At 52.2% G+C, this 24,415-nt stretch carries 23 protein-coding genes; 4 read left to right on the plus strand and 19 right to left on the minus strand.

Going from position 1 to position 24,415, the window contains the following annotated elements; translation table 11 throughout:
• Positions 1 to 5 precede the first annotated feature (5 nt).
• A complete protein-coding gene (locus EYZ66_RS07245; protein ID WP_235714755.1) occupies positions 6 to 830 on the minus strand; it encodes a class I SAM-dependent methyltransferase in 825 nt (274 codons plus the stop codon).
• Positions 831 to 908: 78 nt separating this feature from the next.
• Between EYZ66_RS07245 and EYZ66_RS07250 the strand changes: the two genes are divergently transcribed.
• Positions 909 to 1,430, plus strand: coding sequence for a glycine cleavage system transcriptional repressor (locus EYZ66_RS07250; RefSeq protein WP_009577365.1), 522 nt, complete (start codon positions 909 to 911; stop codon positions 1,428 to 1,430).
• A 6-nt stretch (positions 1,431 to 1,436) separates the two neighbouring features.
• On the opposite strand, the gene EYZ66_RS07255 is transcribed toward EYZ66_RS07250, so the two are convergent.
• From EYZ66_RS07255 to prmB, 4 genes are read right to left on the minus strand one after another with little or no spacing between them, the layout of a single operon-like run.
• A complete protein-coding gene (locus tag EYZ66_RS07255) occupies positions 1,437 to 1,658 on the minus strand; it encodes a hypothetical protein (protein ID WP_009577366.1) in 222 nt (73 codons plus the stop codon).
• Positions 1,655 to 2,788 carry an MFS transporter gene (locus EYZ66_RS07260; protein WP_158027029.1) on the minus strand — a complete coding sequence of 378 codons (1,134 nt, stop codon included), beginning with the start codon at positions 2,786 to 2,788 and terminating at the stop codon, positions 1,655 to 1,657. The genes EYZ66_RS07255 and EYZ66_RS07260 overlap by 4 nt, the downstream gene beginning before the upstream one ends.
• A gap of 13 nt (positions 2,789 to 2,801) precedes the next feature.
• Positions 2,802 to 3,893: a chorismate synthase gene (aroC, locus tag EYZ66_RS07265; protein WP_009577368.1), complete on the minus strand. Its 1,092-nt coding sequence runs from the start codon at positions 3,891 to 3,893 to the stop codon at positions 2,802 to 2,804.
• Positions 3,894 to 3,932: 39 nt separating this feature from the next.
• Positions 3,933 to 4,835 (minus strand): 50S ribosomal protein L3 N(5)-glutamine methyltransferase, encoded by a 903-nt coding sequence (gene prmB / locus EYZ66_RS07270; protein WP_009577369.1) that lies wholly within the window; start codon positions 4,833 to 4,835, stop codon positions 3,933 to 3,935.
• 76 nt (positions 4,836 to 4,911) lie between these two features.
• Between prmB and folE the strand changes: the two genes are divergently transcribed.
• Entirely contained in the window at positions 4,912 to 5,460 is a 549-nt protein-coding gene (folE, locus tag EYZ66_RS07275; protein ID WP_009577370.1) for a GTP cyclohydrolase I FolE, read from the plus strand.
• 1 nt (position 5,461) lies between these two features.
• Here folE and EYZ66_RS07280 read toward each other — a convergent pair whose 3' ends face one another.
• The 11 genes from EYZ66_RS07280 to sdhC all read right to left on the minus strand — a co-directional run bounded on the left by EYZ66_RS07280 (position 5,462) and on the right by sdhC (position 19,164).
• Positions 5,462 to 5,992 (minus strand): DUF4892 domain-containing protein, encoded by a 531-nt coding sequence (locus EYZ66_RS07280; protein ID WP_083814435.1) that lies wholly within the window; start codon positions 5,990 to 5,992, stop codon positions 5,462 to 5,464.
• A 105-nt stretch (positions 5,993 to 6,097) separates the two neighbouring features.
• Complete coding sequence (gene htpG / locus EYZ66_RS07285; protein WP_009577372.1) at positions 6,098 to 7,984, minus strand: molecular chaperone HtpG; 1,887 nt, start codon at positions 7,982 to 7,984, stop codon at positions 6,098 to 6,100.
• A gap of 112 nt (positions 7,985 to 8,096) precedes the next feature.
• The gene (sucD, locus tag EYZ66_RS07290; protein ID WP_009577373.1) at positions 8,097 to 8,969 is read right to left on the minus strand and encodes a succinate--CoA ligase subunit alpha; all 873 of its coding nucleotides are present in this window, start codon (positions 8,967 to 8,969) and stop codon (positions 8,097 to 8,099) included.
• Positions 8,969 to 10,138, minus strand: coding sequence for an ADP-forming succinate--CoA ligase subunit beta (gene sucC, locus EYZ66_RS07295; RefSeq protein ID WP_160195633.1), 1,170 nt, complete (start codon positions 10,136 to 10,138; stop codon positions 8,969 to 8,971). The genes sucD and sucC overlap by 1 nt, the downstream gene beginning before the upstream one ends.
• Before the next feature lie 96 nt (positions 10,139 to 10,234).
• Positions 10,235 to 11,671, minus strand: coding sequence for a dihydrolipoyl dehydrogenase (gene lpdA / locus EYZ66_RS07300; RefSeq protein ID WP_009576830.1), 1,437 nt, complete (start codon positions 11,669 to 11,671; stop codon positions 10,235 to 10,237).
• A 37-nt stretch (positions 11,672 to 11,708) separates the two neighbouring features.
• Positions 11,709 to 12,923: a 2-oxoglutarate dehydrogenase complex dihydrolipoyllysine-residue succinyltransferase gene (odhB, locus tag EYZ66_RS07305; protein ID WP_160195634.1), complete on the minus strand. Its 1,215-nt coding sequence runs from the start codon at positions 12,921 to 12,923 to the stop codon at positions 11,709 to 11,711.
• 29 nt (positions 12,924 to 12,952) lie between these two features.
• Positions 12,953 to 15,799 carry a 2-oxoglutarate dehydrogenase E1 component gene (locus EYZ66_RS07310; RefSeq protein WP_009576832.1) on the minus strand — a complete coding sequence of 949 codons (2,847 nt, stop codon included), beginning with the start codon at positions 15,797 to 15,799 and terminating at the stop codon, positions 12,953 to 12,955.
• Positions 15,800 to 15,940: 141 nt separating this feature from the next.
• On the minus strand, positions 15,941 to 16,648 hold the full coding sequence (locus tag EYZ66_RS07315) for a succinate dehydrogenase iron-sulfur subunit (protein WP_009576833.1): 708 nt from the start codon (positions 16,646 to 16,648) through the stop codon (positions 15,941 to 15,943).
• 12 nt (positions 16,649 to 16,660) lie between these two features.
• Positions 16,661 to 18,430, minus strand: coding sequence for a succinate dehydrogenase flavoprotein subunit (sdhA, locus tag EYZ66_RS07320; protein WP_009576834.1), 1,770 nt, complete (start codon positions 18,428 to 18,430; stop codon positions 16,661 to 16,663).
• Between the two features lie 6 nt (positions 18,431 to 18,436).
• On the minus strand, positions 18,437 to 18,796 hold the full coding sequence (gene sdhD, locus EYZ66_RS07325) for a succinate dehydrogenase, hydrophobic membrane anchor protein (protein WP_009576835.1): 360 nt from the start codon (positions 18,794 to 18,796) through the stop codon (positions 18,437 to 18,439).
• Positions 18,790 to 19,164 carry a succinate dehydrogenase, cytochrome b556 subunit gene (gene sdhC, locus EYZ66_RS07330; RefSeq protein ID WP_009576836.1) on the minus strand — a complete coding sequence of 125 codons (375 nt, stop codon included), beginning with the start codon at positions 19,162 to 19,164 and terminating at the stop codon, positions 18,790 to 18,792. Before sdhC ends, sdhD begins: the two co-directional genes overlap by 7 nt.
• A 263-nt stretch (positions 19,165 to 19,427) precedes the next feature.
• Here sdhC and gltA point away from each other — a divergent pair, with 263 nt between their 5' ends.
• On the plus strand, positions 19,428 to 20,714 hold the full coding sequence (gene gltA / locus EYZ66_RS07335) for a citrate synthase (protein WP_009576837.1): 1,287 nt from the start codon (positions 19,428 to 19,430) through the stop codon (positions 20,712 to 20,714).
• A 36-nt stretch (positions 20,715 to 20,750) separates the two neighbouring features.
• Positions 20,751 to 21,866, plus strand: a complete 1,116-nt coding sequence (locus EYZ66_RS07340) for a beta-ketoacyl-ACP synthase III (RefSeq protein ID WP_009576838.1) — start codon at positions 20,751 to 20,753, stop codon at positions 21,864 to 21,866.
• Here EYZ66_RS07340 and hisC read toward each other — a convergent pair.
• Genes hisC through pstB form a run of 3 tightly spaced genes read right to left on the minus strand, consistent with a single transcriptional unit; the run spans position 21,852 to position 24,411 of the window.
• Positions 21,852 to 22,904, minus strand: coding sequence for a histidinol-phosphate transaminase (gene hisC / locus EYZ66_RS07345; protein WP_009576839.1), 1,053 nt, complete (start codon positions 22,902 to 22,904; stop codon positions 21,852 to 21,854). The two genes, EYZ66_RS07340 and hisC, sit on opposite strands and share 15 nt — an antisense overlap.
• A gap of 22 nt (positions 22,905 to 22,926) precedes the next feature.
• The gene (phoU, locus tag EYZ66_RS07350) at positions 22,927 to 23,637 is read right to left on the minus strand and encodes a phosphate signaling complex protein PhoU (protein WP_009576840.1); all 711 of its coding nucleotides are present in this window, start codon (positions 23,635 to 23,637) and stop codon (positions 22,927 to 22,929) included.
• A 12-nt stretch (positions 23,638 to 23,649) separates the two neighbouring features.
• A complete protein-coding gene (gene pstB / locus EYZ66_RS07355; protein ID WP_009576841.1) occupies positions 23,650 to 24,411 on the minus strand; it encodes a phosphate ABC transporter ATP-binding protein PstB in 762 nt (253 codons plus the stop codon).
• Between the last annotated feature and the right edge of the window lie 4 nt (positions 24,412 to 24,415).

Raw genomic sequence — 24,415 nt, forward strand, 5'->3', positions numbered from 1 at the left:
CCGGACTAGTCTAAGGGTTTCACAAACTTTAAGGTCATGCGGTCGCTTTCACCTATTGCTTCGTATTTGGCTCGATCTTGATCGCCCAAACGATAGGAAGGTGGCAGAGTCCAAACACCGGTCTCGTAGTCTTTCGTATCTTTGGGGTTAGCGTTGATTTGTGACTCGGCTTCTAATTCAAAACCAATGAGTTCCGCCAGCCCGATCAAATATTCTGGATCGACATAACCCGAATCTTTCATCTCTTGCTCGCTCATCCCCGGCGTGCCTCGATGTTGCACTACGCCGAAAACGCCACCGGGTTTCAAAGCGTCATAAACAGCAGTCAAAGCGGTTTCCAAGGTCGCCAAACGCATCCACGAATGCACGTTGCGAATGGCTAAGGCCACATCCACGCTCTCTGGTGGGGCCACTAAAACGTCTCCAGGTGGATTAAAAGCAGTGACTGTCACCGCCCGATAAAGATCACCGTTTGCACCTAGCTTAGCTAAAAACCCACCCAAAGCTCGACGCGCATAATTGGATTCGTTAACACCCATGTGCGCGGCATACAGCGTACCGTTATCCGCAAGCAAGGGTGCGAGCACGTCTGTATACCAACCACCACCGGGGTACATCTCAAGCACAGTACTCGAGGGGGTCACGCCAAAAAATTCGAGGGTTTCACGCGGGTGGCGGTACACATCGCGCGCTTTGGCGGCTTCACTGCGATGCTCGCCCTGTAAGGCCGTGCGCCATGGATCTGAAGTCTCAGCAGAGACGCCGGTTGCCATAACGAACAGCGCCACAAACAAGGACATTGAGCACCTAACACGTTTAAACAGTTGCATTGACCGCTCCTTAGCTTTTGCACATTTTTCTCAATAGACCTACTATAACGGCTTTATCACAGCATGTGGATAAGTAGCATGACGAAACCTTTTATTCTTAGCATTATCGGCGACGATAAACCCGGCTTGGTGGATGCCATTGCGAGCAGCGTGGCGGCGAATGGCGGTAATTGGCAAACCAGTCAGTTGACACATCTCGCGGGAAAATTCGCAGGTATTGTTCTGATTAGTCTGCCAACTGAACAAGCCGACGCCCTTGCTGAACAGCTAAAAGCTTTGTCAAGCACGGGTCTCAGTGTCAGGGTAAGCCCTGCCGAAAGTTCAGGCGTGCCATCGACTAAAGCATCACTCTCGGTGATTGGACCTGATCGTCCAGGCATCGTGCGGGAGATCTCGCAGGCCTTCTCGCGTCGTGACATCAATGTGCTTAAACTCAACTCAGACATTGTTCCTGCACCAATGACCAACGAACCGCTTTTTCAGGCCAGTATCGCTATCAGCTTTTCGCCCGAGCAAGACCGCCTTGAGCTTGAAGCAGCACTGGATCTGATCGCCGAAGATATGACCGTCGATATCGATATCGACTATTGTGAAGACTGACGTGCATTAGCCACGACGCTTCAAAAACTTTTGATACGCTGCCACCGACACGCCAGCGGACAAAATGACCAAAGACAGCGCCAATACGCTGATACCCAACCAGCGGAACAATGCGCCCCATTCGACGCCAATTAGGTAATTGGCGCCCCACAGCAGAGCGACCGTTGCAAACAAGCCGAGGAAGAAGGTTTTAAACGCCCTTCGAGCGCGTTTTGATCTCTTGGTCATGATTTATTCATCGTCATATAAGCAACAAAAACCGCGAGCAAGCTTACCCCACTCGCCATCGCGAAGGCATACGTTGGACTCATCGGCCAAAGCCAGGCGCTTAACAAGCTGCCCAGCGCACCGCCAACACCGTAGCAAAACATGCTATACAGTGCCTGGCCCTGCCCAGAAAGGCCCTCGGGTACATAGCGGCGCAGAAAGTCGATACTGGCGGCGTGAAAGGCCCCAAAGGTTCCAGCGTGCATGATCTGAATAAAGAATAGAGCGGCAGCACTGCTTACCCAATAATCCAACAGTATCCAGCGAGCAACCGAGCACAGCAAGGCGAACTGAAACAAGCGGTAAGTCCCAGTTTTCGGCAGGATCTTATGCATCACAAGAAACAGCAGGGTTTCACTGATCGCGCCGAGAGCCCAGTAAAAACCGGTAGATTGCTTGCTGTAGCCCGCTTCTTCCACAAATAACGAAAAATAGGTGTAGTAAGGGCCATGAGCGAGCTGCATCAGTAAGCCCGCCGCGATAAAACCCATGACGTTTTTGTTCAACAAGAGCGATATTGGGGGGGCTGGATGTTTGTGTTGAACCGGTTTTTCAGCCCCGGGTATGCTCAGCGCTAACGCCCAGAGTGCCACAAAGCAAACGAGCAACATGATCGGGACATGACGTATTGACGCCATGTCAAAATACCAGCCCAAACCGATTGCTGCGCCGATAAAGCCAACCGAGCCCCATGCGCGAATTTGGCTGTATCGGTGATGTTGATCGCCCAAATACCGTAGGGTAACAACCTCAAATTGCGGTAAAACGGCATTCCAAAAGAAACTGTATCCGGCAACGATCCAGAGTAACCAATAGTAATCGGTCCTCAAAAATACGCCAGCAAAGCAGACAGCAGCGGCGAAGCTACCCCACTGCACGACGCGCATTCGACGTGATATACGGTCACCGATGTGCCCCCATAGCATTGGGGATACAACACGGGTCATCATAAGAACCGCCATCAAGGTGCCGATTTCAGCAATGTTCAGTCCAATACTGGACAGGTAGAGCGGCCAAAAAGGCAACAAAATACCCAAAATCGCGAAATAGAATAAGTAAAAACCCGATAAGCGCGCGTGTGGAAGAGTCACCGCACGCGTCATTTTAGCGAGTAATCACGGGGGTTGGGGAACTCACATCCGCATTCTGACCACGGTGACGAAGAGCATGATCCATCAGCACAATAGCCAACATAGCCTCGGCAATAGGTGTCGCGCGGATCCCCACGCAGGGATCATGTCGACCCGTAGTAATCAGTTCTGTCGGCTGGCCCTCGACATCGATGGACGCTCCTGGGATTCGGATACTCGAGGTCGGTTTCAGGGCCATGCTAACGACTAAATCTTGGCCAGATGATATCCCGCCAAGCACACCGCCCGCGTGATTCGATTTAAAGCCTATCGGCGTTAGCTCATCACGATGTTCGGTTCCTAGTTGCTCTACCACCGCAAAGCCATCGCCAATTTCAACACCTTTTACTGCATTGATACCCATCATTGCATGCGCGATATCCGCGTCCAGGCGGTCGAAGACGGGCTCCCCCCAACCCGGAGGGAGGCCACGAGCAACCACATTGATTCGAGCACCAATAGAATCGCCCTGCTTGTTCAGTCTTTGCATGTACTGCTCCAGCGCTTCAATTTTGCTCGGGTCTGGACAAAAAAACGGGTTGGTCTCGATGGTATCCCACTGAACCTGTTCCGCCTTAATGGGACCCAGTTGTGCGAGGTAACCCTGTATGCTCACACCAAACACCTCTTGAAGGTATTTTTTAGCAATGCCTCCCGCAGCGACCCGCATCGCCGTTTCTCGCGCTGATGAGCGGCCACCACCGCGATAATCGCGCATGCCGAACTTCTGCTGATAGGTGTAGTCTGCGTGTGCGGGTCTAAAGGTGTTCGCTATTTTAGAATAGTCTTTGGACTTCTGGTCTTTATTGCGTATCAATAATCCGATGGAAGTGCCCGTAGTTTTTCCCTCAAACACACCGGACAGTATTTCAACTTCGTCGTCTTCCTTACGTTGCGTGGTGTAGCGAGAAGTGCCGGGCTTACGTCGATCCAAGTCGCGCTGCAAGTCGGCTGACGTGATTGATAATCCAGGAGGGCAGCCATCAACCACGCACCCTATGGCGGGACCATGACTTTCGCCAAAGGTCGTGACGGTAAAGAGTTTTCCTATGGTATTTCCAGACATAAGCGGCTCAAATTAGGCGAAGGGGCGTATTATACCTAACTACGTCAGGGCGAGTGCAAGTTCTTCAACTTCTGACTTAGTCAGTACGCATACACCCCAGCCACCACGCTCGAACTCTAGCCAGGTGATTGCAATTTGCGGGAACAATTCCTCGAAATGCTCCCAGCTGTTTCCCAATTCCAAAAACACAACACTGTTCGAATGCAGAAACTTGGGCAGCTGAGCGAGCAGCTGACGCGTAAAGTCTAGGCCATCACGTCCAGAAGCCAGCGCAATGTGTGGTTCATGCAGGTATTCTGCCGGAAGATTAGACATGTCTTCACTATCCACGTAAGGCGGATTACATAGCACTATATCGAAGTATCGCGGCGGGACCGACGCCAACACATCCGACTGCACGCACTGCACATGCGACTCGAGTTGATGTTTGACAACATTGAGCTGCGCAAGCGCTAGGGCATCAGGATCGATGTCTGCCAGAACCACTTGGGTCTCAGCATGGTTCAAGGCCGCCAAAATACCCAAACTCCCTCCCCCACAACACAAATCGAGGACCTCTTTGCCTCGAACACCGTTGCACCATGGTTGAAAATCGTTGAGTATCACTTCAGCTAAGGGCGAGCGCGGTACAAGCGCACGCTTGTCACAAAAAAACTCTGCCCCGCCCAACCATGCTTTACCCGAGATATACGGCAGAGGCTTGCGCTCGATAACGCGCTGATTCACCCAATCATTGACTCGCTCTGCTTGCGCACGGGTCAAAGACACTGTCGCGACTTCATCGCCAGAATTAAGAGGCAAATCGCACGCGCCCAACACAAGAAACACCGCCTCATCCCAACTATTGTCCGAACCGTGGCCGTAAAATAGATCCGCGTGTTGAAACTTTTGATCCAACCTTTCTATGCAAGCCAACACAGTCTGCCCCGCCGAAATACCCATATAAACGTAACCCCGGTTTGGTTTTTGTACGATGCCCTGCTACGATTGCGCCTCCATATAAGGCTGGGGCGAAACCGTGCAGGACAAATTTGCGAGCATCATAAACGAGATTGGTGAGGATCTGGAGAGACCAGGCCTAAAAGATACGCCAAAACGTGCCGCAGAGGCTTTTAAGTTTTTGACGCGTGGCTACCAGCAATCCGTCGACACCGTTGTTAACGACGCCCTATTCCCTTCAGATTCCAATGAAATGGTGATCGTGCAGGATATCGAGTTGTACTCTCTGTGCGAGCACCATCTGCTGCCTTTCATTGGCAAATGTCACGTCGGGTATATTCCGCAGGGCCAAGTGATCGGCTTATCCAAGATTGCAAGAATCGTCGACATATTTGCGCGGCGCTTGCAGATCCAAGAGCAACTTACCACCCAAATCGCCAACACAATCGCGGACGTTACCGGTGCTGAGGGCGTTGGCGTCATTATTGAAGCACGGCACATGTGTATGATGATGCGAGGAGTTCAAAAGCAGAATAGCGCTATGAAGACCTCAGCTATGCTTGGGAGCTTTCAAACACAGCAGTCAACAAGAGAAGAATTTCTAGCGCTTTTGTCTACCCGACTTTGACCTACTCGGCGACAGGGCTGAGCCGGTACCGTTGCAACACTAAGTACTGTCGACCCTCAGTCCGATAGGCGCTGTACGCCACGTAGAGTGTCGGTGCGCCTGTGGTCGACTCGCCAACCCAATATCGCTGGTCGTTGTCCTGTCCATACAGTAGCCGCTGCTCAAAGACACGATTCGCCCACTGCACCGAACGTCCACAGTCACGTCCCTCGCACTGAAACAAGGTCGCCACACCTTGTGCATCCCTAAACGCTGTAGTGTGCTGCTTCAGCATTTCCGCAGCACTGTACCCATCGACGATCTGGTAGGTCGATTCCCGTAGGTTGCCGCTCACACGGGTGCTCTGTTCGAAGCCCCAATGTCCAAGGCGCTTTTGCAGCGCATCCAAGCCAATCTCTCGATCGTTAACGTCGCTGTCGACCTGCCGAATCAGTATGGCATGTGATGATGACGAAAGATCGGTGAAGTCGCTCTCGTTTGCGACGGTAAGTGACGCAAACATCATGACACAAACGCCTAGTAATTTATGCATACCCGCTCCAACGCACCCGTAGTCACAGTGTAATGAACTTACAACGAAATCACCAAAAGACCATCAAGATGAAGACGCACCTGATGGTCTTTGGACTGACTGCCGTTAGACACTGAGCTTCAATAGGAGAGCGTTAAGTCTTTGAACATAAGCCGCGGGGTCATCAAGCTGTCCGCCCTCTGCCAGTTGAGCCTGCTCAAACAAAATCATCGCGAGATCACTGAACTTATCTTCATCCGACTCAGCATCGAGCATTTTTAGCAGGGGATGCTCCGGATTAATCTCCAGCACGGGCTTCGTTTTTGGGACCGCTTGGCCAGCAGCCTCCATGATTCGTCGCATTTGAGCACCCATGTCAAAATCGCCTACAACCAAACAGGTCGGTGATTCGGTCAACCTTACCGATGGGCGGACCGATTCTACCTGCTCGGATAAGACCGCTTTCATACGCTCCACCAAACTCTCAGACGATTGTTCCAGAGCTTCCTGGGCCTGTTTCGCCTCCTCACTTTGCTGTGCTAAGTCACCTTTAGCCACGTCTTGGAGCTTCTTACCCTCGTATTCGCCTAACTGCATCATCGCCCAATCATCGATGCGGTCGCTCAAGATCAACACCTCTATACCCTCCTTGCGGAAATACTCGAGGTGGGGAGAGCGCCTCGCGGTATTGTGGTTTTCCGCAAAGACGTAATAAATTTTGTCTTGCTCGGGCTTCATGCGGCCAAGATAATCATCGAAGGATTGATCCTGCACCTCAGAATCACTGTGAGTCGTACTAAAGCGCAACAGTTTGGCAATTTTATCTTTGTTGGCAAAATCCTCACCGAGCCCTTCTTTTATGACCGGCCCAAATGTAGACCAAAACTGGTGGTAGTCATCGCCTTTTGCCAATTTCGACAGCATATCGAGCACTCGTTTCGTCAGTGCCGAACGCATGTTTTCGACGGCACCGTCCTTTTGCAAAATCTCGCGCGAGACATTCAAGGGCAAATCGTTAGAGTCCACCACACCCTTAATGAAACGCAAATACAAAGGCAAAAACTGCTCGGCCTCGTCCATGATAAACGTACGCTGCACATAGAGCTTCAACCCTTTCGCCATATCACGATTCCACAGATCGAAAGGCGCATTTTTAGGGACGTAGAGTAAGCTCGTGTATTCCAGTTTGCCCTCGACTTTGTTGTGACTCCACGTCAAAGCATCGTCAAAGTCATGAGAAATGTGTTTATAGAACGATTGATATTCATCATCCGTGATATCCGCCTTAGAACGAGTCCAAAGCGCTGTCGCTTCGTTAATGGCCTCCCAGGTAGGCGTCTCGGCATCACTCTCATCGTCAGCGCCTTGCGCCGCCGGCATCATCACGGGAACAGAGATGTGATCAGAGTACTTTTTGATAACGCTACGCACCCGCCAATCGTCAGCGAAGTCAGCGCAATCGTCTTTTAAATAAAGCGTGATCGAAGTACCACGTGTTTCTTTTTCTTTGCTTTCAATGGTGAAATCAGCTTCACCATGAGAGGTCCACAAGGCCCCCTCTGTCGCTGCGCTGCCCGCGCGCCGCGTATGGACCTCAACCTTGTCTGCCACGATAAATGCTGAGTAAAAGCCAACGCCGAACTGCCCAATCAGCTGGGCGTCCTTTTTCTGGTCGCCGGTCAGCGACGCCATGAAATTTGCAGTGCCCGATTTCGCAATGGTCCCAAGATGCTCGATCGCCTCGTCGCGAGACATTCCGATACCGTTGTCTGCAATCGTTAAGGTCTTGGCGTCTTTATTCACGCTGACGTGAATCGCATAATCGCCAAGCCCTTCCAGCAGGCTTTCCTGGTCGAGTGATTCAAAGCGCAACTTATCAATGGCGTCCGAGGCATTGGAAATCAGTTCGCGCAGAAAAATCTCTTTGTTCGAATACAAAGAGTGAATCATCAGCTGCAACAGTTGTTTGGCTTCGGTCTGAAAACCCAAGGTTTCTTTTGTGGTTTCGGACATTGTGTGACTCCCTTATTCAGCGTTTGTAGGTCCTGTAGATATGGGGTCAATCCCAGAAACTTCAAGCCAAAAAAAAAGCCGACACAAGGTCGGCTTCTGGATTAAGCGGGGCTTACCAACCGGTGCGCTCTTTCAGGGCGACGCCAATATCTGCAAGCGAGCGGACAGTCGTCACACCGGCGTCTTCGAGCGCGGCAAATTTTTCATCAGCAGTCCCTTTACCGCCACTGATGATTGCTCCAGCGTGACCCATACGCTTACCTTTCGGCGCGGTAACACCCGCGATATAAGACACGACGGGCTTGGTGACGTTGGCTTTAATGTAGGCAGCAGCTTCTTCTTCCGCGGTACCGCCAATCTCGCCGATCATGACGATCGCTTCCGTTGCTGGATCTTTTTCGAACATCTCGAGGATGTCGATAAAGTTAGACCCTGGGATAGGATCCCCTCCGATACCAACGCAAGTCGATTGGCCAAAACCGGCATCCGTGGTTTGCTTAACGGCCTCATAAGTTAAGGTGCCGGAACGGCTCACGATGCCCACTTTGCCGGGCAAATGAATGTGACCGGGCATGATACCGATTTTACACTCTCCGGGTGTGATCACACCGGGGCAGTTAGGTCCAATTAAACGAACGCCTAACTCGTCGCATTTGACCTTGGCATCCAGCATGTCTAGGGTCGGGATGCCCTCGGTGATGCACACGATGAGTTTGATTCCCGCGAAGGCCGCTTCAAGGATAGAGTCCTTGCAAAACGCCGCAGGCACGTAAATGACGGAGGCTTCAGCACCCGTCGCTTCGACAGCATCAGCTACCGTATTGAATACAGGTAGGCCAAGATGTTCTTGACCGCCTTTACCAGGCGTCACGCCACCGACCATTTTGGTGCCGTAAGCGATCGCTTGCTCTGAGTGGAACGTACCTTGCGAGCCCGTGAAGCCCTGACAAATCACTTTGGTTTCACTGTTAATTAAAATACTCATTAGGCAACCCCTTTCGCTGCAGCAACCACTTGTTCTGCGGCGTCAGTCAAGCTCGTAGCCGCAATAATATTCAGACCAGACTCCGCCAAAACCTGCTGTCCTAGTTCCGCATTGTTGCCCTCTAAGCGAACAACCACAGGGACTTTAACGCCGATTTCTTCGACAGCACCAATCACACCCTCAGCGATGAGGTCGCAACGCACAATGCCACCAAAGATATTAATCAGCACAGCCTTAACATTCTCGTCTGACAAAATAATTTTGAAGGCCTCGGATACGCGCTCTTTGGTCGCGCCGCCACCTACGTCAAGGAAATTAGCAGGCGCTCCACCGTGTAGCTTAACAATATCCATGGTACCCATGGCCAAACCTGCACCGTTGACCATGCAGCCGATATCGCCATCGAGAGCCACATAATTCAGCTCCCACTTTGCCGCATGGGCTTCGCGCTCGTCTTCCTGGCTGGGGTCGTGCATTTCCGCTAGTGCTTTCTGACGGTACATAGCATTACTGTCGACGCCTAGCTTCGCGTCCAAACAGTGAAGGTTACCTTGCTCGGTAATGACGAGTGGGTTAATTTCGATAAGCGCCAAATCTTTCTCTTGGAACATTGTCGCCAAGCCCATAAAGATTTTCACAAACTGCTTGATTTGGTCACCTTGCAAACCGAGCTTGAAGGCGAGCTCCCGCCCTTGAAATGGCTGCGGGCCGACCAGTGGATCGATAACCGCGCGCAGGATTTTCTCTGGCGTTTCCTCGGCGACCTTCTCAATCTCGACGCCACCTTCGGTTGAAGCCATGAAGACGATGCGGCGCGAACTACGATCTACCACAGCGCCCAAGTAAAGCTCCTCAGCGATGTCAGTGCATGATTCAACCAGGATTTTTGACACTGGCTGACCATTCTCATCCGTCTGGTAGGTGACCAAACGCTGCCCTAACCATTGCTTCGCGAACGCTGCGACTTCATCTGTCGTCTTGACCAATTTAACGCCACCGGCTTTACCGCGACCGCCAGCATGTACTTGCGCTTTGACCACCCACATGTCGCCACCAATTTTCTCAGCAGCGGCCACGGCCTCCTCAGGTGTGTCAACAGCATAACCCTTTGACACGGGCAAACCATACTGTGCAAACAGCTGTTTACCTTGGTATTCGTGAAGATTCATAGTTTCACTATCCTTACTCGTCTATAGTTTGGCGAAGCAGACTTCGCCTCGTTTCTGCGGTGTTATTATCCGTTATTCCGTGCCAAAAAAGACATGTTACCGTCTTTTGCGATTAGCGATGTGTATGGCGTGGCCATCGACAGCCAACGCCGCTTCGTGGACCGCCTCGGAGACCGTTGGATGCGCAAACACGGTAAGCGCTAAGTCTTCCGCGCTGGAACCAAATTCCATCGCAATGACGACTTGCTGCACAAGATCTGCCGCGCTTGGTCCCACAATGTGACAACCCAGCACGCGATCGGTGTCGGCACACGCAATCATCTTGACTAAGCCTTCGGAATCATTGGACGCCAGGGCTCTGCCACAGGCAGCAAACGGGAAAGTACCGACTTTGTAGTTGGCACCCTCGGCCTTGAGCTCTTGCTCCGTTTTGCCAACAGCTGCGATTTCGGGGTGCGTATAGATGACGCTTGGAATGCAATCGTAGTTCATTTGAACAGGCTTGCCAGCAATCCGTTCAACGACCATGACGCCCTCTTCGGAGCCTTTATGAGCCAGCATTGGGCCTCTGACAACGTCACCTACGGCGTACACGTTCGGCGCCTCAGTAGCGCAATGTTCGTCTACATAAATATAACCGCGTTCATCAAGCGTGACGCCACTGTCCGACGCGAGCAACTCGTCAGAGACCGGTCGCCGGCCGACAGCTACAATCAGCTTGTCGAATACTTCCGTATGCGTCTCGTCACCTGTTTGAAATGTGACTTCAACTTTGTTCTTTTTGACTTCCGTTCCTGTCACACGGGCGCCTAAACGAATGTCTAACCCTTGCTTCTTAAAAATTTTCGCCGATTCCTTGGCGATCGCCTGGTCCATCATCGGCAAAAAGGTGTCCATCGCTTCAAGTACAACCACCTCGGCGCCTAGACGACCCCAAACGCTTCCGAGTTCAAGACCAATAACGCCAGCACCAATAACGCCCAGACGTTTCGGCACTTGATCAAACTCCAGTGCGCCTGTCGAATCAACAATCAGCTTACCGTCGGTGGGTGCAGGCGGAATCTCAATCGGCTTCGACCCCGCCGCTATGATGACATGTTCGGCGTCAAGGACGGATACCTCACCATCGGGTGCAGTAACCTCAACTCGGTGCCCTGCCAGCACTTTACCACTACCCGCAATACTGGTAACGCCGTTGTGCTTAAACAGACCCGCAATGCCAGAAGTCAACTGATTTACGATGCCATCTTTTCTTGCCAACATGGCTGCAACGTCGACTTTAGGTTTCGAAACCTGAATTCCGTGTTGCGACAGCTCTGACTGTGCCATCGAGAACTTGTGAGAGCTGTCCAGTAGCGCTTTCGACGGGATGCAACCAACGTTTAAGCAGGTGCCCCCTAGCTTAACAGCCCCAGACTCGTCGACCCAGCGTTCTACACAAGCCGTAGAGAAGCCAAGCTGAGCGGCTTTAATCGCAGCAACGTAACCAGCGGGTCCACTTCCTATGACCACAACATCAAACTTTTTCGACATATCAACCCCTTTAAAATCGGTAAGTTACGCAAGCTTTCTAAAGTTGTAGGAGAATTCTTGCGGGATCCTCAATAAGATCTTTGACAGCAACCAAAAACTGTACCGCGGTCTTGCCGTCAATTAATCGATGGTCATACGACAACGCCAAGTACATCATGGGCAAAATAACGACCTGACCATTAACGGCCATTGGGCGCTCTTGTATTTTGTGCATGCCTAGGATGCCTGTCTGGGGTGGGTTTAAGATCGGCGTCGACATCAGCGAACCAAAGACCCCACCATTGGTTACCGTGAAAGTGCCACCGGTCATATCATCGATGGTGAGCTTGTTGCCGCGCGCTTTCAGACCTAATTCTTTAATTTTTGCCTCGACGTCAGCGATACTCATAAAGTCTGCATCGCGAAGTACCGGCACCACTAAACCGTTATCGGTTGATACCGCCACACCGATGTCTTGGTAGCCGTGGTACACAACGTCATTACCATCGATGGACGCATTGACTTCAGGGAATCTCTTCAGTGCCTCACATGCTGCCTTGACAAAAAAGCCCATGAAGCCGAGCCGAGTCCCGTTGTGTGTTTTCTCAAACTGGTCCTTATACTTGCGTCTCAGCTCCATCAGAGGCGCCATGTTCACCTCATTAAAGGTCGTGAGCATCGCGGTTTGCTGAGTCGCATCCAACAATCGCTCGGCAATTTTGGCTCGCATACGGGTCATCGGCACTCGTCGCTCTACCCGTTCGCCGCTTGGAGCTGCCGTCGCTTCGGTTGTCGCTGTTGCCACACTCGGCGCTACCACTTTCTCCACCTTGCTAGACGATGACTGCACGTGTGCAACCACATCTTCTTTGGTAATACGTCCGCCCTTACCACTGCCTTTAATATCAGAGGCTTTAAGACCGTGCTCTTCCATCAGGGTTCGGGCCGCTGGTCCGGCGCCAACTGCTGTAGCCGCGGCCTCAGCAGAGACCGCCTGGCTAACCGATTCCTCTGAAGAGCTCGACACCGCGACAGCACCCGCCTCGATTGTGGCCAACAGCTGTTCGCTCTCGATAATCGTTCCCTCGGCTGCATGAATTTTTGAAATCACCCCATCCGTTGGAGCGACAACTTCCATAACAACCTTGTCGGTTTCGATTTCTACAATTAACTCGTCGCGAGCAACAGCCTCACCTTCTTGCTTATGCCAAGTAGCTACTTCACCGTCAGCAACAGACTCGGGGAACGCGGGGGCTTTTATTTCGATAGTCATTAACAGTTCCTTTTAGGCTATCTTATCTTTCATTGAGTGGGTTCAAGCGCTTGATTGATCAGCGCCTCTTGTTGTTTAAGGTGCAGAGCCATGTAGCCTGCGGCGGGCGCCGCCGAAGCCTCACGTCCAACGTACCGAACGCCTAAACCGCTACCCAGCTGATCGAGCGCACGCCGCATATGATGTTGAGATGCATACCAACAGCCCTGGTTCATCGGTTCTTCCTGACACCAAACGACGTCGCTCAGATTCGGGTATTCCTTCAAGGCAGAGAGCAGCTCTCGCTCCGGGAAGGGGTACATCTGTTCGATACGGACCAAGGCAATGTCCTTGATTCCGCGCGCGCGTCGCTCTGCAAGCAGCTCGTAGTAGACCTTGCCGGCACACAGCACTACCCGTCTTACCGCTTTTGGACTTACGTTGTCGACTTCAGGAATAACGAGTTGGAACTGGCCATTTGCCAGTTCCTCTAGCGTTGAGACAGCCTCTTTGTGACGCAGCAAACTCTTCGGCGACATCACAATCAGTGGTTTACGTAAGGGTCTGATCGCTTGGCGTCGGATCATATGGAATACTTGCGCCGGTGTGGTCGGAATGCAGACTTGAATGTTCTTCTCTGCACACAACTGCATGAACCGCTCTAAGCGCGCAGAGCTGTGCTCTGGCCCCTGCCCTTCGTAGCCATGGGGCAATAGCATGGTCAATCCACACAGTCGCGACCATTTGTGCTCACCTGACGTGATAAACTGATCAATGACCACCTGCGCGCCATTCGCAAAGTCGCCGAATTGGGCTTCCCAGATAACCAAACCCGTTGGCGCGGTTGTGGCGTATCCGTATTCGAACGCCAGCACGGCTTCCTCTGACAGTAACGAATCGTGAATCGTAAAAGGTGCTTGATCTTGTCCAAGATGCTGCAAAGGTACGTACAAGGAGGCATCTTTCTGGTTGTGCAGAACCGCGTGGCGGTGCGAGAAGGTGCCTCGGCCAACGTCCTGGCCCGTTAACCGCACCGGGTAACCGGCTTTTAATAGGGTCGCGTAGGCAAGTGTTTCGGCCGCGCCCCAGTTAAGAGGTAAAGCGCCCGCCGCCATCTTGCGTCGATCCTCTAGAATCTTTCCAACCTGTCGTTGCAGCGGTAAACCCTCGGGGGTCTGGTTAATCTCGTGCGCTAAGCTCTGTAATGTCTGAAGATCGATGCGCGTATCGCTGGGTAAATCCCACGGATGATTCAGGTAGGGCGTCCAGTCCACAAATAAAGACGTATTAGGCTCCGAAACCAACGAGGACACCAAGGGCTCACCACGCTCAAGTGATTCGCGATAAGCCGAGACCAGGTCGCTATCTTGCTCTTGGGTCAACACACCCTCGGCTATCAGCTTCTTAGCGTAGAGATCTCGTGTCGTTTCTTGGTTCTTAATCTGTGCATACATCACGGGCTGAGTGACCGATGGTTCGTCCGCCTCGTTGTGCCCTCGACGACGGTAACAAACCAGGTCGATAACGACATCTTTGCCGAACTCATTGCGGTAATCTACCGCCATCTGGGTGACGAATAAGACCGCTTCAGGGTCGTCACCATTGACATGAAAAATGGGGGCTTGCACCATCTTTGCGATGTCGGTGCAGTACTCGGTGGAACGTGCGTCCTCGCGTAAACTGGTCGTAAAGCCGACTTGGTTGTTCAACACGATATGGATTGTGCCGCCGGTTTTGTACGCCCGCGTCTGCGACATCTGGAAGGTTTCCATAACAACACCTTGGCCAGCGAACGCCGCGTCACCATGTATCACAATGGGCACTACCATGCTTCCCGTTTTATCGTCACGGCGATCTTGCCGAGCCCTAACAGACCCCTCAACAACCGGCGAGACAATTTCTAGGTGGGAGGGGTTAAATGCCAAAGCCAGGTGTAGCTCGCCGCCTGGCGTCATGATGTTGGACGAAAAGCCCTGATGGTATTTGACGTCTCCAGAGCTTTGGTACGAGGCACGCCCCTCGAACTCAGCGAACAGTTCGGAAGGCTTTTTACCCAGAATGTTGATCAGCACATTAAGACGGCCACGGTGCGCCATACCAATGACGATCTCCTTGGCCCGATAAGCACCGCAACGTTGTATCATCTCAGTCAGAGCCGGAATCAAAGACTCGCCGCCCTCCAGGCCAAAGCGTTTGGTACCGGGGTATTTAGAGCCTAGCGATTTTTCCAACCCTTCCGCTTTAGTCAACTCACTGAGCAACTGGCGCCGAACCGCAGCGCTGTAGTCAGGACGCGAACGCACAGATTCCATGCGTTGCATGACCCAGTGACGCTCATCGGTATCGACAATGTGCATAAACTCCGCACCTATCGTACCGCAGTAGGTGCTCTCTAAGCTGTGCAAGATTTCACCGAGCGTCGCACTATCCGAACCAATATATAGACTGCCCGTTTGGAATACGGTGTCTAAGTCGGCCGTGGATAGCTGGTGAAACTGCAAAGCCAAATCAGGCACAATTTCGCGCTTGGCCAACCCGAGAGGGTCAAGCTTTGCATGCTGATGGCCCCGCTGCCGGTATGCCGAGATTAATTGAACGACTCTGACTTGCTTTCGTTCGAACTCAGTGGCTTGCGCGTCGTGTGCAACCGTTGCCTCCGTGCGCACGCGCATCTTAGAGATTTTAGCAAACTGGTCGCGAACGGCCGAGTGCGGGGTATCGAGTACGGAAATGTGCTTAGTTTGAACTTGGGGCAACTGCTCGAAGTATAAACGCCATTGCTCGGATACGTTTTCGGGATTAAGTAAAAAAGACTCGTATAAATCTTCAACATAGGCGGCATTACCGCCCGCTATGTGGGAGCTTAGCCAGAATTGCTCCATCGAGTGATCGCGCATTTTAACCCGCCAAAGGAGTGGTGGAATGAATAACTGAGAATGCGCGAGAGTTTAGCAGAAATACTGTAAATAAGGGAGGTATAAACCGAGAAAATATTGTGACAAAGCCGCATTGACGCGGCTTTGTCAGAGCCTCGAGAACTAGATTTCTCGGGACAGGAGCATATTGCGGATATGACCAATGGCACGCGTGGGGTTTAAGCCTTTAGGGCAAACATTAACGCAGTTCTGAATGCCGTGACAACGGAACACGCTGAAGGGGTCATCGAGATTTGCAAGACGTTCCTCGGTCGCCGTGTCACGCGAATCCGCCAAGAAACGATAAGACTGGAGCAAGCCCGCGGGGCCTATGAACTTATCAGGATTCCACCAAAACGATGGGCAGCTCGTAGAACAGCAGGCGCACAAAATACACTCGTACAGTCCGTCGAGCTTGGCACGATCTTCAGGTGACTGCAGGCGCTCAATGGCGGGGGCTGGCGTGTTGTTCATCAGATAAGGCTGCACCTTCTCGTACTGAGCATAAAACATGCTCATGTCGACGATCAGGTCTCGAATGACTGGCAGCCCCGGTAGAGGTCGCAACACAAGCTTGTTCTTCTTGACCGTCTCAGAGAGAGGCGTGATACACGCCAGACCATTTTTGCCATTAATATTTAGGCCGTCGGAGCCGCACACACCCTCGCGGCAAGACCGTCTGTACGTCACTGAGGTGTCATGTTGCGCTTTGATCAATTCCAAAACATCCAGGACCATCAAGTCTTTACCACCGGTATCCACTTGAAAATCTTGCATAAACGGCGCGCTGTCCGTCTCTGGATTGTAGCGATAGATACTAACTTCTAACATTGATGTGGCCCTCTAGTAAGTTCGGATCTTAGGTTCAAAGGTAGGCACCGTCTTGGGCTTGAAGTTCACGCCGCGTTTGCCAACAGATTTGGATTCTGGGAAGTACATCGAGTGGCACAACCAGTTCGCATCATCTCGATCTTGGAAATCTTCGCGAGCGTGAGCACCCCGGCTCTCCCTGCGCTCTTCCGCCGAAATAGCCGTCGCCTCGGCAACCTCGAATAGGTTCTGGAGCTCAAGGGCTTCAATACGAGCAGTGTTGAACGCATTTGACTTATCGTCGAGGCGCACGTTCTCAACACGAGGACGCAGCTCTTGAAGCTTTTTAACGCCCTCTTGCATGTAATCACCACGACGGAATACGCCGAAATAATTCTGCATGATACCCTGCATCTCTTTGCGCAGATCCGCGGTTTTTTCTCCGCCAGTTGACGCATTCAAGCGATTTAATCGCGACATCGCCTGCTCAAAATCTGACTCAGAGGCATCACGCATCTCGATACCATCGCGCAGCGCAGACTCAATGAAGAGACCAGAGGCCCGTCCAAAAACAACCAAATCGAGCAAGGAGTTACCACCCAAACGATTGGCTCCGTGCACCGACACACAAGCAACCTCACCGCAAGCGTACAAACCGGGAATGATTTGATCATTACCTTGTGCGTCCACGGTAATCGCTTGCCCGTGGACATTCGTTGGAATGCCACCCATCATGTAGTGACAAGTAGGCACCACTGGGATCGGGGCTTTCACCGGATCAACGTGGGCGAAAGTGCGAGACAATTCACAGATCCCGGGCAGGCGACTCTCAAGTACTTCTTCACCCAGGTGATCAAGCTTGAGGAATACATGATCGCCGTCTGGACCGCAGCCGCGACCTTCAAGAATCTCGAGCACCATCGAACGCGCCACCACGTCGCGCCCCGCCAAATCTTTGGCGTTGGGTGCGTAACGCTCCATGAAGCGCTCACCATCTTTATTGATTAAGTAACCACCCTCGCCACGGCAACCCTCGGTTACCAGCGTGCCAGCGCCGTAAATGCCCGTTGGGTGGAACTGCCACATCTCCATGTCTTGCACAGGCACATTTGCGCGCAGCGCCATGCCGACACCATCGCCGGTATTGATGTGCGCGTTCGTTGTAGACGCGTAAATACGCCCTGCTCCACCCGTGGCAAACACAGTCGCTTTTGATTTAACGAACACGGTCTCGCCTGTTTCCATGCAAATCGCAATTACACCGACTACCGCACCGTCTTGGTTTTTTACAAGATCTACCGCGAACCACTCATTAAAGAACACCGTGTTGTTCTTCATGTTGCCCTGGTAAAGCGTGTGTAAGAGCGCGTGACCAGTGCGGTCTGCTGCGGCACACGTACGTGCCGCTTGCCCACCTTCACCGAAATTCTTTGACTGCCCGCCGAAGGGGCGCTGATAAATGCGCCCTTCTTCCGTGCGCGAAAAAGGCAAACCCATGTGCTCTAACTCGAAGATGGCCTCTGGACCCACGCTACACATGTATTCAATGGCGTCTTGATCGCCGATGTAATCTGAGCCTTTGACCGTATCGTACATGTGCCAGCGCCAATCATCATTCGGGTCTGCGCTTGCAATTGCGCAGGTAATTCCACCCTGCGCTGATACAGTGTGTGACCGAGTTGGGAATACTTTGGAGATTACCGCGGTCTTGTACCCTGACTGAGCCAACTGCAAGGCCGCACGCATGCCCGCGCCGCCACCGCCTACAATCACACCATCAAAAGAAATCGTACGTAAAGCCATGTCTGTTTAACCCCACAAGATCTGGAAACCCCAGACCAAATAAATGAATAACGCAGCACCAATCGCCAACTGTAGTAGAAAACGCAGCACATTTCCCTTGGGACCCATCAGTCGCTCAGTGACGTAGTCTGAGAGAACACCCCACATACCAATCCAAGCGTGAAACACGAGCGACAGTAGCGCGGCAACGCTGAAGATACGCATCCACGTGGCTGCAAACAAGGCTTCCCACTGCGCGTAATCCGTACCGGCGACTAAGACGTAAGCCAGCCAGGCAAAATACGCAAGAAGAATTACCGAGGTAATGCGCTGAACCAAAAAATCCGACAGGCCGTTTCGGCCAAAATTTGTGACTGACTTTACCATACCCACAACCCCGCTAAAGCGATCATCACCGCTGATACTAAAAAGGTAATTCGCGAACCGAAAACACCGCCTTCATAGGTCTCGCCGTAACCCATATCCATGATCAAGTGCTTTACGCCAGCGACCGAGTGATAGATTAAGCCTGAGAGCACCGCCCAAACGACCAGCTTCGCGAAAAGTGAATCGAGCGCGGCACCAACCGACGCAAAACCCTCGGCCGAGCTCAGACTGAGATCGAGCGCGTAAATCATGACACCGATCGCGACAAACAAGAACACACCGGAGATTCGGTGCAGAATTGACGCGTATGCGGTGATCGGCAGTTTAATTGTGGCAATATCGAGATTGACCGGACGAGTATCTTTCACTAACGAATCCCCCTGGATGCCTTTGCAGGCACTGAGCTATGTCCGCGATTCGAGCAGGAAGTGACCGGCGTCACTGACTCGAAGGCGGACCCCAAAAAAAGCGGTCGAATTATAGGTATATACACAATCAATTACAAATCATACCGCCCCAGCGTGACGTGAAATGCGATTGAACTTTAGTCGATATTGCTGATCTCGAATTGACAAATCTGGGGCAGTCTCTATAGTTAGTCCTCCACAGTTTTGCACTTAGGACCTTCGCTATGAGTGAGAAGAAAGCCTCTTTATTTATTGATGGGGCCACAGACAGTATTGAACTCCCGATTTACACTGGCACGATAGGCCCCGATGTCATCGACGTGGGTCAGTTAACGGGCAAAGGCTATTTTACCTATGACCCCGGTTTTGTATCGACGGCGGCGTGCGAGTCGGCGATCACGTATATCGACGGCGGCAAAGGGGTGCTGTTGCACCGCGGCTACCCAATCGAGCAACTGGCAGAACAGTCAGATTACTTAGAAACGTGCTACCTGCTCCTCAACGGCGAGCTACCCACTCAACAAGAGCGCGAAGACTTCGTAAACACCGTCAAAAACCACACCATGGTTCACGATCAAGTCTCCACATTTTTCAAGGGCTTCCGACGCGACGCGCACCCTATGGCCATCATGTGTGGCGTCGTTGGCGCACTGTCGGCGTTCTACCACGATTCGCTCGAGATTAGTAACGAGCATCACCGCCGAATCGCTGCGTTCCGCCTGATAGCGAAAATGCCAACGCTTGCGGCAATGAGCTATAAATACTCAATCGGAATGCCCTTCATGTATCCAGACAACAGCATGAGCTACTCCGAAAACTTTTTGCACATGATGTTTGGCAACCCTTGCGAACCCAGCAACATAAGCCCAGTACTTGCAAAGGCCATGGATAAGATTTTCTTATTGCACGCGGATCACGAGCAAAATGCCTCTACCTCTACGGTAAGGCTAGCGGGCTCCTCGGGCGCAAACCCATTCGCGTGTATTGCCGCAGGCATTGCCGCGTTGTGGGGCCCAAGCCATGGCGGTGCAAATGAAGCGGTGCTGGACATGCTCAACGAGATTGGTGACGTGTCACGCATTGATGAGTTTGTGGCACGCGCCAAAGATAAAGATGACCCATTCCGGCTTATGGGCTTCGGCCATAGGGTGTACAAGAACTTCGATCCCCGTGCGAAGGTTATGAAGCAAACCGCTGACGAAGTTTTAAAAGAGCTGGGCGTCAATGACCCCTTGCTAGCGATCGCCAAACGCTTGGAGGAAATCGCCTTAGAAGACGAGTACTTCATCGAGAAAAAGCTGTACCCTAACGTCGATTTCTATTCGGGTATCATTCTCAAGGCTATGGGAATTCCGACGAGCATGTTCACCGTGATTTTTGCGGTAGGTCGCACCGTGGGATGGATCGCACACTGGAACGAGATGATCAGCGGTAGCTACCGCATCGGTCGCCCACGCCAGCTTTACACTGGCTACGCCCAACGCGATTATCCGGATATGGCAAGTCGCTAAGCAAGACACGATGTAAAACAACAATAAGGATCTTGTATGCAGCAGGTCGCAATCACTGGGACGGGGTTATACACCCCGTCCCAAGCTATTTCCAACGAAGAACTTGTCGCCGCATTCAACCAATACGTCGACCTGTACAACGCAGAAAATGCAAACGCGATCGCCGAGGGCAAGCTTGCCCCCCTCGCACACTCTTCCCCCGAATTCATTGCCAAAGCGTCAGGAATACGTTCGCGTTATGTCATTGATAAATCCGGAATCTTAGATCCGACGCGTCTCGTTCCGCACATACCGGAGCGGGCCAATGATGAACTTTCGTTGCAGTGCGAGATGGCGGTAAACGCCGCTATGCAGGCCATGTCGGCAGCCAACTGCGGACCACAAGACATCGACGCAGTCATTGTTGCCTGTTCTAATTTACAGCGCCCCTACCCAGCAATTGCCATAGAGGTCCAATCGGCACTGAGCATAGAAGGCTTCGCGTTTGACATGAACGTGGCGTGTTCGAGCGCGACCTTTGGCATCGCTCAAGCCAGCGGAGTGATTCGCGATGGTTTGGCAAAGCGTGTTTTGATGGTTAATCCAGAAATTTGCAGCGGCCATCTGAACTTCGCCGATCGAGATTCCCATTTTATCTTTGGCGATGTGTGTACGGCGGTTATTGTTGAGGACGCCTCGCTGAGCACCAGTGGATTTTTGGTGCGGGACATCAAACTGAAAACGATGTTCTCCAACAACATTCGCAACAATTTTGGTTTCTTGAATCGCGCCGACGAAAACGGCATCGGACAGCCCGACAAACTGTTTATTCAGGAAGGGCGAAAAGTCTTCAAAGAAGTGTGCCCAGCAGTAGCCGCTCTGATATCGGAGCAGCTCGATGCGCTCGGCACGCCCGCCAGCGAGCTAAAGCGTATGTGGCTCCACCAAGCCAACCTCAACATGAACGATCTGATTGCACGCAAAGTCTTGGGGCGCCAACCGACGGTTGACGAGGCTCCAGTCATACTTGATGAGTACGCAAACACGAGCTCCGCGGGGTCAGTGATCGCCTTCCACAAACATCAGTCCAATTTGCAGAGTGGCGATCTGGGGATATTGTGCTCCTTTGGCGCTGGCTACAGCATCGGCAGCGTCGTGCTACAGAAGCGCTAGCGCCTGCAGCAACTTGCGCACCTCTTCAGGGGTGCCCACCGTAATTCGCAGCCAATCGCTTAACCTCGGCTTGGCAAAGTGCCGAACCAAAATATTCTGTTCGCGTAACAATGCCTGCCACTCTTGGCCAGACTTTCGACTGTTTTTGGCGAATACAAAATTCGCGGACGAAGGCAGGATGTCAAAACCCAGATCTGTAAGCCCTTGCGTAAGTTGGTGTCGTGCATCGATGACGGCGCTGACCGTTTCTTGAAAATACACATCGTCTTGCACCGAAGCCAGAGCCCCTGCCTGCGCAATAGCATCCAGAGGATAGGAGTTGAAAGAATCTTTGATTCTGACCAAGCCCTCGATAAGTTCTGCGCTCCCCAACGCATAGCCAACGCGCAAACCTGCCAGCCCTCGAGACTTGGACATTGTTCGGACGATCAGTAGATTGTCAAAAGCGTGCAATAAGTCGATGGCTGTTTCTGTTCCGTAGTCTACATAGGCTTCGTCTACAACCACCACAGAATCAGGAAAACGACGCAATAATGCCTCAATTTGCGCGAGCGAAGTCGCGATACCGGTTGGCGCATTTGGGTTTGGAAAGATGATCCCTCCGAGCCCTGATGGCAAAGCGTCGAGGGGTATTTGGTAGGCGTCATCGACCGATAACACGTGGGTTTCAATCTCGAACAATTGCGCCCACACAGGGTAAAAGCTGTAAGAAATATCAGGGAAACATAACGCTCCCCTCCCGCAAAAAAACGCTTTAAACGCAAAACCAAGAACCTCGTCAGAACCATTTCCGACGAATACTTGATCTCGATTGACCCCGTGGTAGGCCGCAAGCGCTTGTCGAAGCGCATTTGACTCAGGATCGGGATAGCGCCGCAGCTGATCCCCGCTGACGTTTTTCATGGCTTGCAACGCCATGGGCGAGGGAGGATATGGGCTTTCGTTGGTATTGAGCTTTAACACGCCGTCACGGTTCGACTGTTCGCCCGGCACATAGGGGTGTAAAGCATCCACACCCTCACTCCAAAAACGACTCATTGTGTTCCCTATCTTTTAATCACTAAGACAATGCGGGCATTTCACCCGCGCCCAAATGGCGCACATCCTGGCCTTTTACCATGTAGATGACTTGCTCACCAACGTTACTCGCGTGGTCGCCGATGCGCTCAAGAGCCTTTAAGGCCCACAGCTCATTGACGATGGTGCTGATCGAGTGAGGCGCTTCCTGCATGTGCTTAATTAACGCCTGCATTGCCTCAGCATAGAGAGAGTCTAGAGAGGCATCTTCTCGCACAATTTGCACGGCAAGCGCCACATCAGATCTCGCGAGAGCATCTAAAGATTGCCGCAAGGTTTTGATGACCGGTCGTGCAAGCTGCCGCAACTGCACGAACTGACTCCCGGAATCACTACTCTCGACGATGACTTTGGCCTGGCGCGCTATTTTAGCAGCTTCATCGCCTACCCGCTCTAAATCAAGGTTGATTTTCAGTACCGCCAGTACCAAGCGCAGATCACTCGCGGCAGGCTGTCGTCGTGCCAAAATCCTGGCGCACTCTTGATCAATCTGGCGTTCAAGCTCGTTCACTAACTTATCGTTAGCAATGACTTCCAACGCTTTCGCACTGTTTTTTTCCAGCAATGCCGCCATCGCGAGCGTGAGTTGAGCTTCCACCAGCCCGCCCATGGCGAGTATATCACTTTTAAGCGTTTCTAACTCGCTGTTGAACTGCCCGGAAATATGTTGCTTCTGATGATCATACCCTAGCATAGAGTGCTCCAATTAACCGAATCGGCCGGTGATATAGTCTTCTGTACGAACCTCTCGGGGGTTCGTAAATAATGTCGTGGTATTGTCGTACTCGACAATTGTGCCGTCGTGCATGAATGCAGCCCAGTCCGACACTCTGGCCGCCTGCTGCATGTTGTGGGTCACAACGACAATAGTGAAATTTTGCTTCAGACGGTAAATCAACTCTTCGATACGCAGCGTTGAAATTGGATCGAGTGACGAAGCAGGCTCGTCAAGCAATAGTACTTCTGGCTCAACGGCGATAGCGCGAGCTATCACCAAACGTTGCTGTTGTCCGCCCGACAGCACCGCTGCCTGAACGTCCAACCTATCCCGCACTTCATCCCACAGGGCCGCGGCAATCAGCGCTTGCTCGACTTTCTCTTGCAGAACGCGCGGCGATTTCTCACCCAACAAGCGCAGGCCATAGGCCACGTTTTCGAAAATCGACATCGGGAAAGGATTCGGCTTTTGAAACACCATGCCGATGCGCTGACGCAGGACGGTGGGATCTATCCGAGCCCCAAAAATCGACTCACCCTCAAACAAAATATCCCCCGTAATTCGCACTTTAGGGGTCAATTCAACCAAACGATTTAGACAGCGTAGTAAGCTGGATTTGCCACTACCAGACGCCCCAATAATGGCCGTCACTGCGTTTCGTTCCAGAGAGAGCTGCACATTATTCAGAACGGCTCTCCCCGGTCCGTAACTTAGCGCTAAATCTTTGATCTCGATGATCGGTTGACTCATGACA

The organism is Aequoribacter fuscus, assembly GCF_009910365.1.
Classification (GTDB): Bacteria; Pseudomonadota; Gammaproteobacteria; order Pseudomonadales; family Halieaceae; genus Aequoribacter; species Aequoribacter fuscus.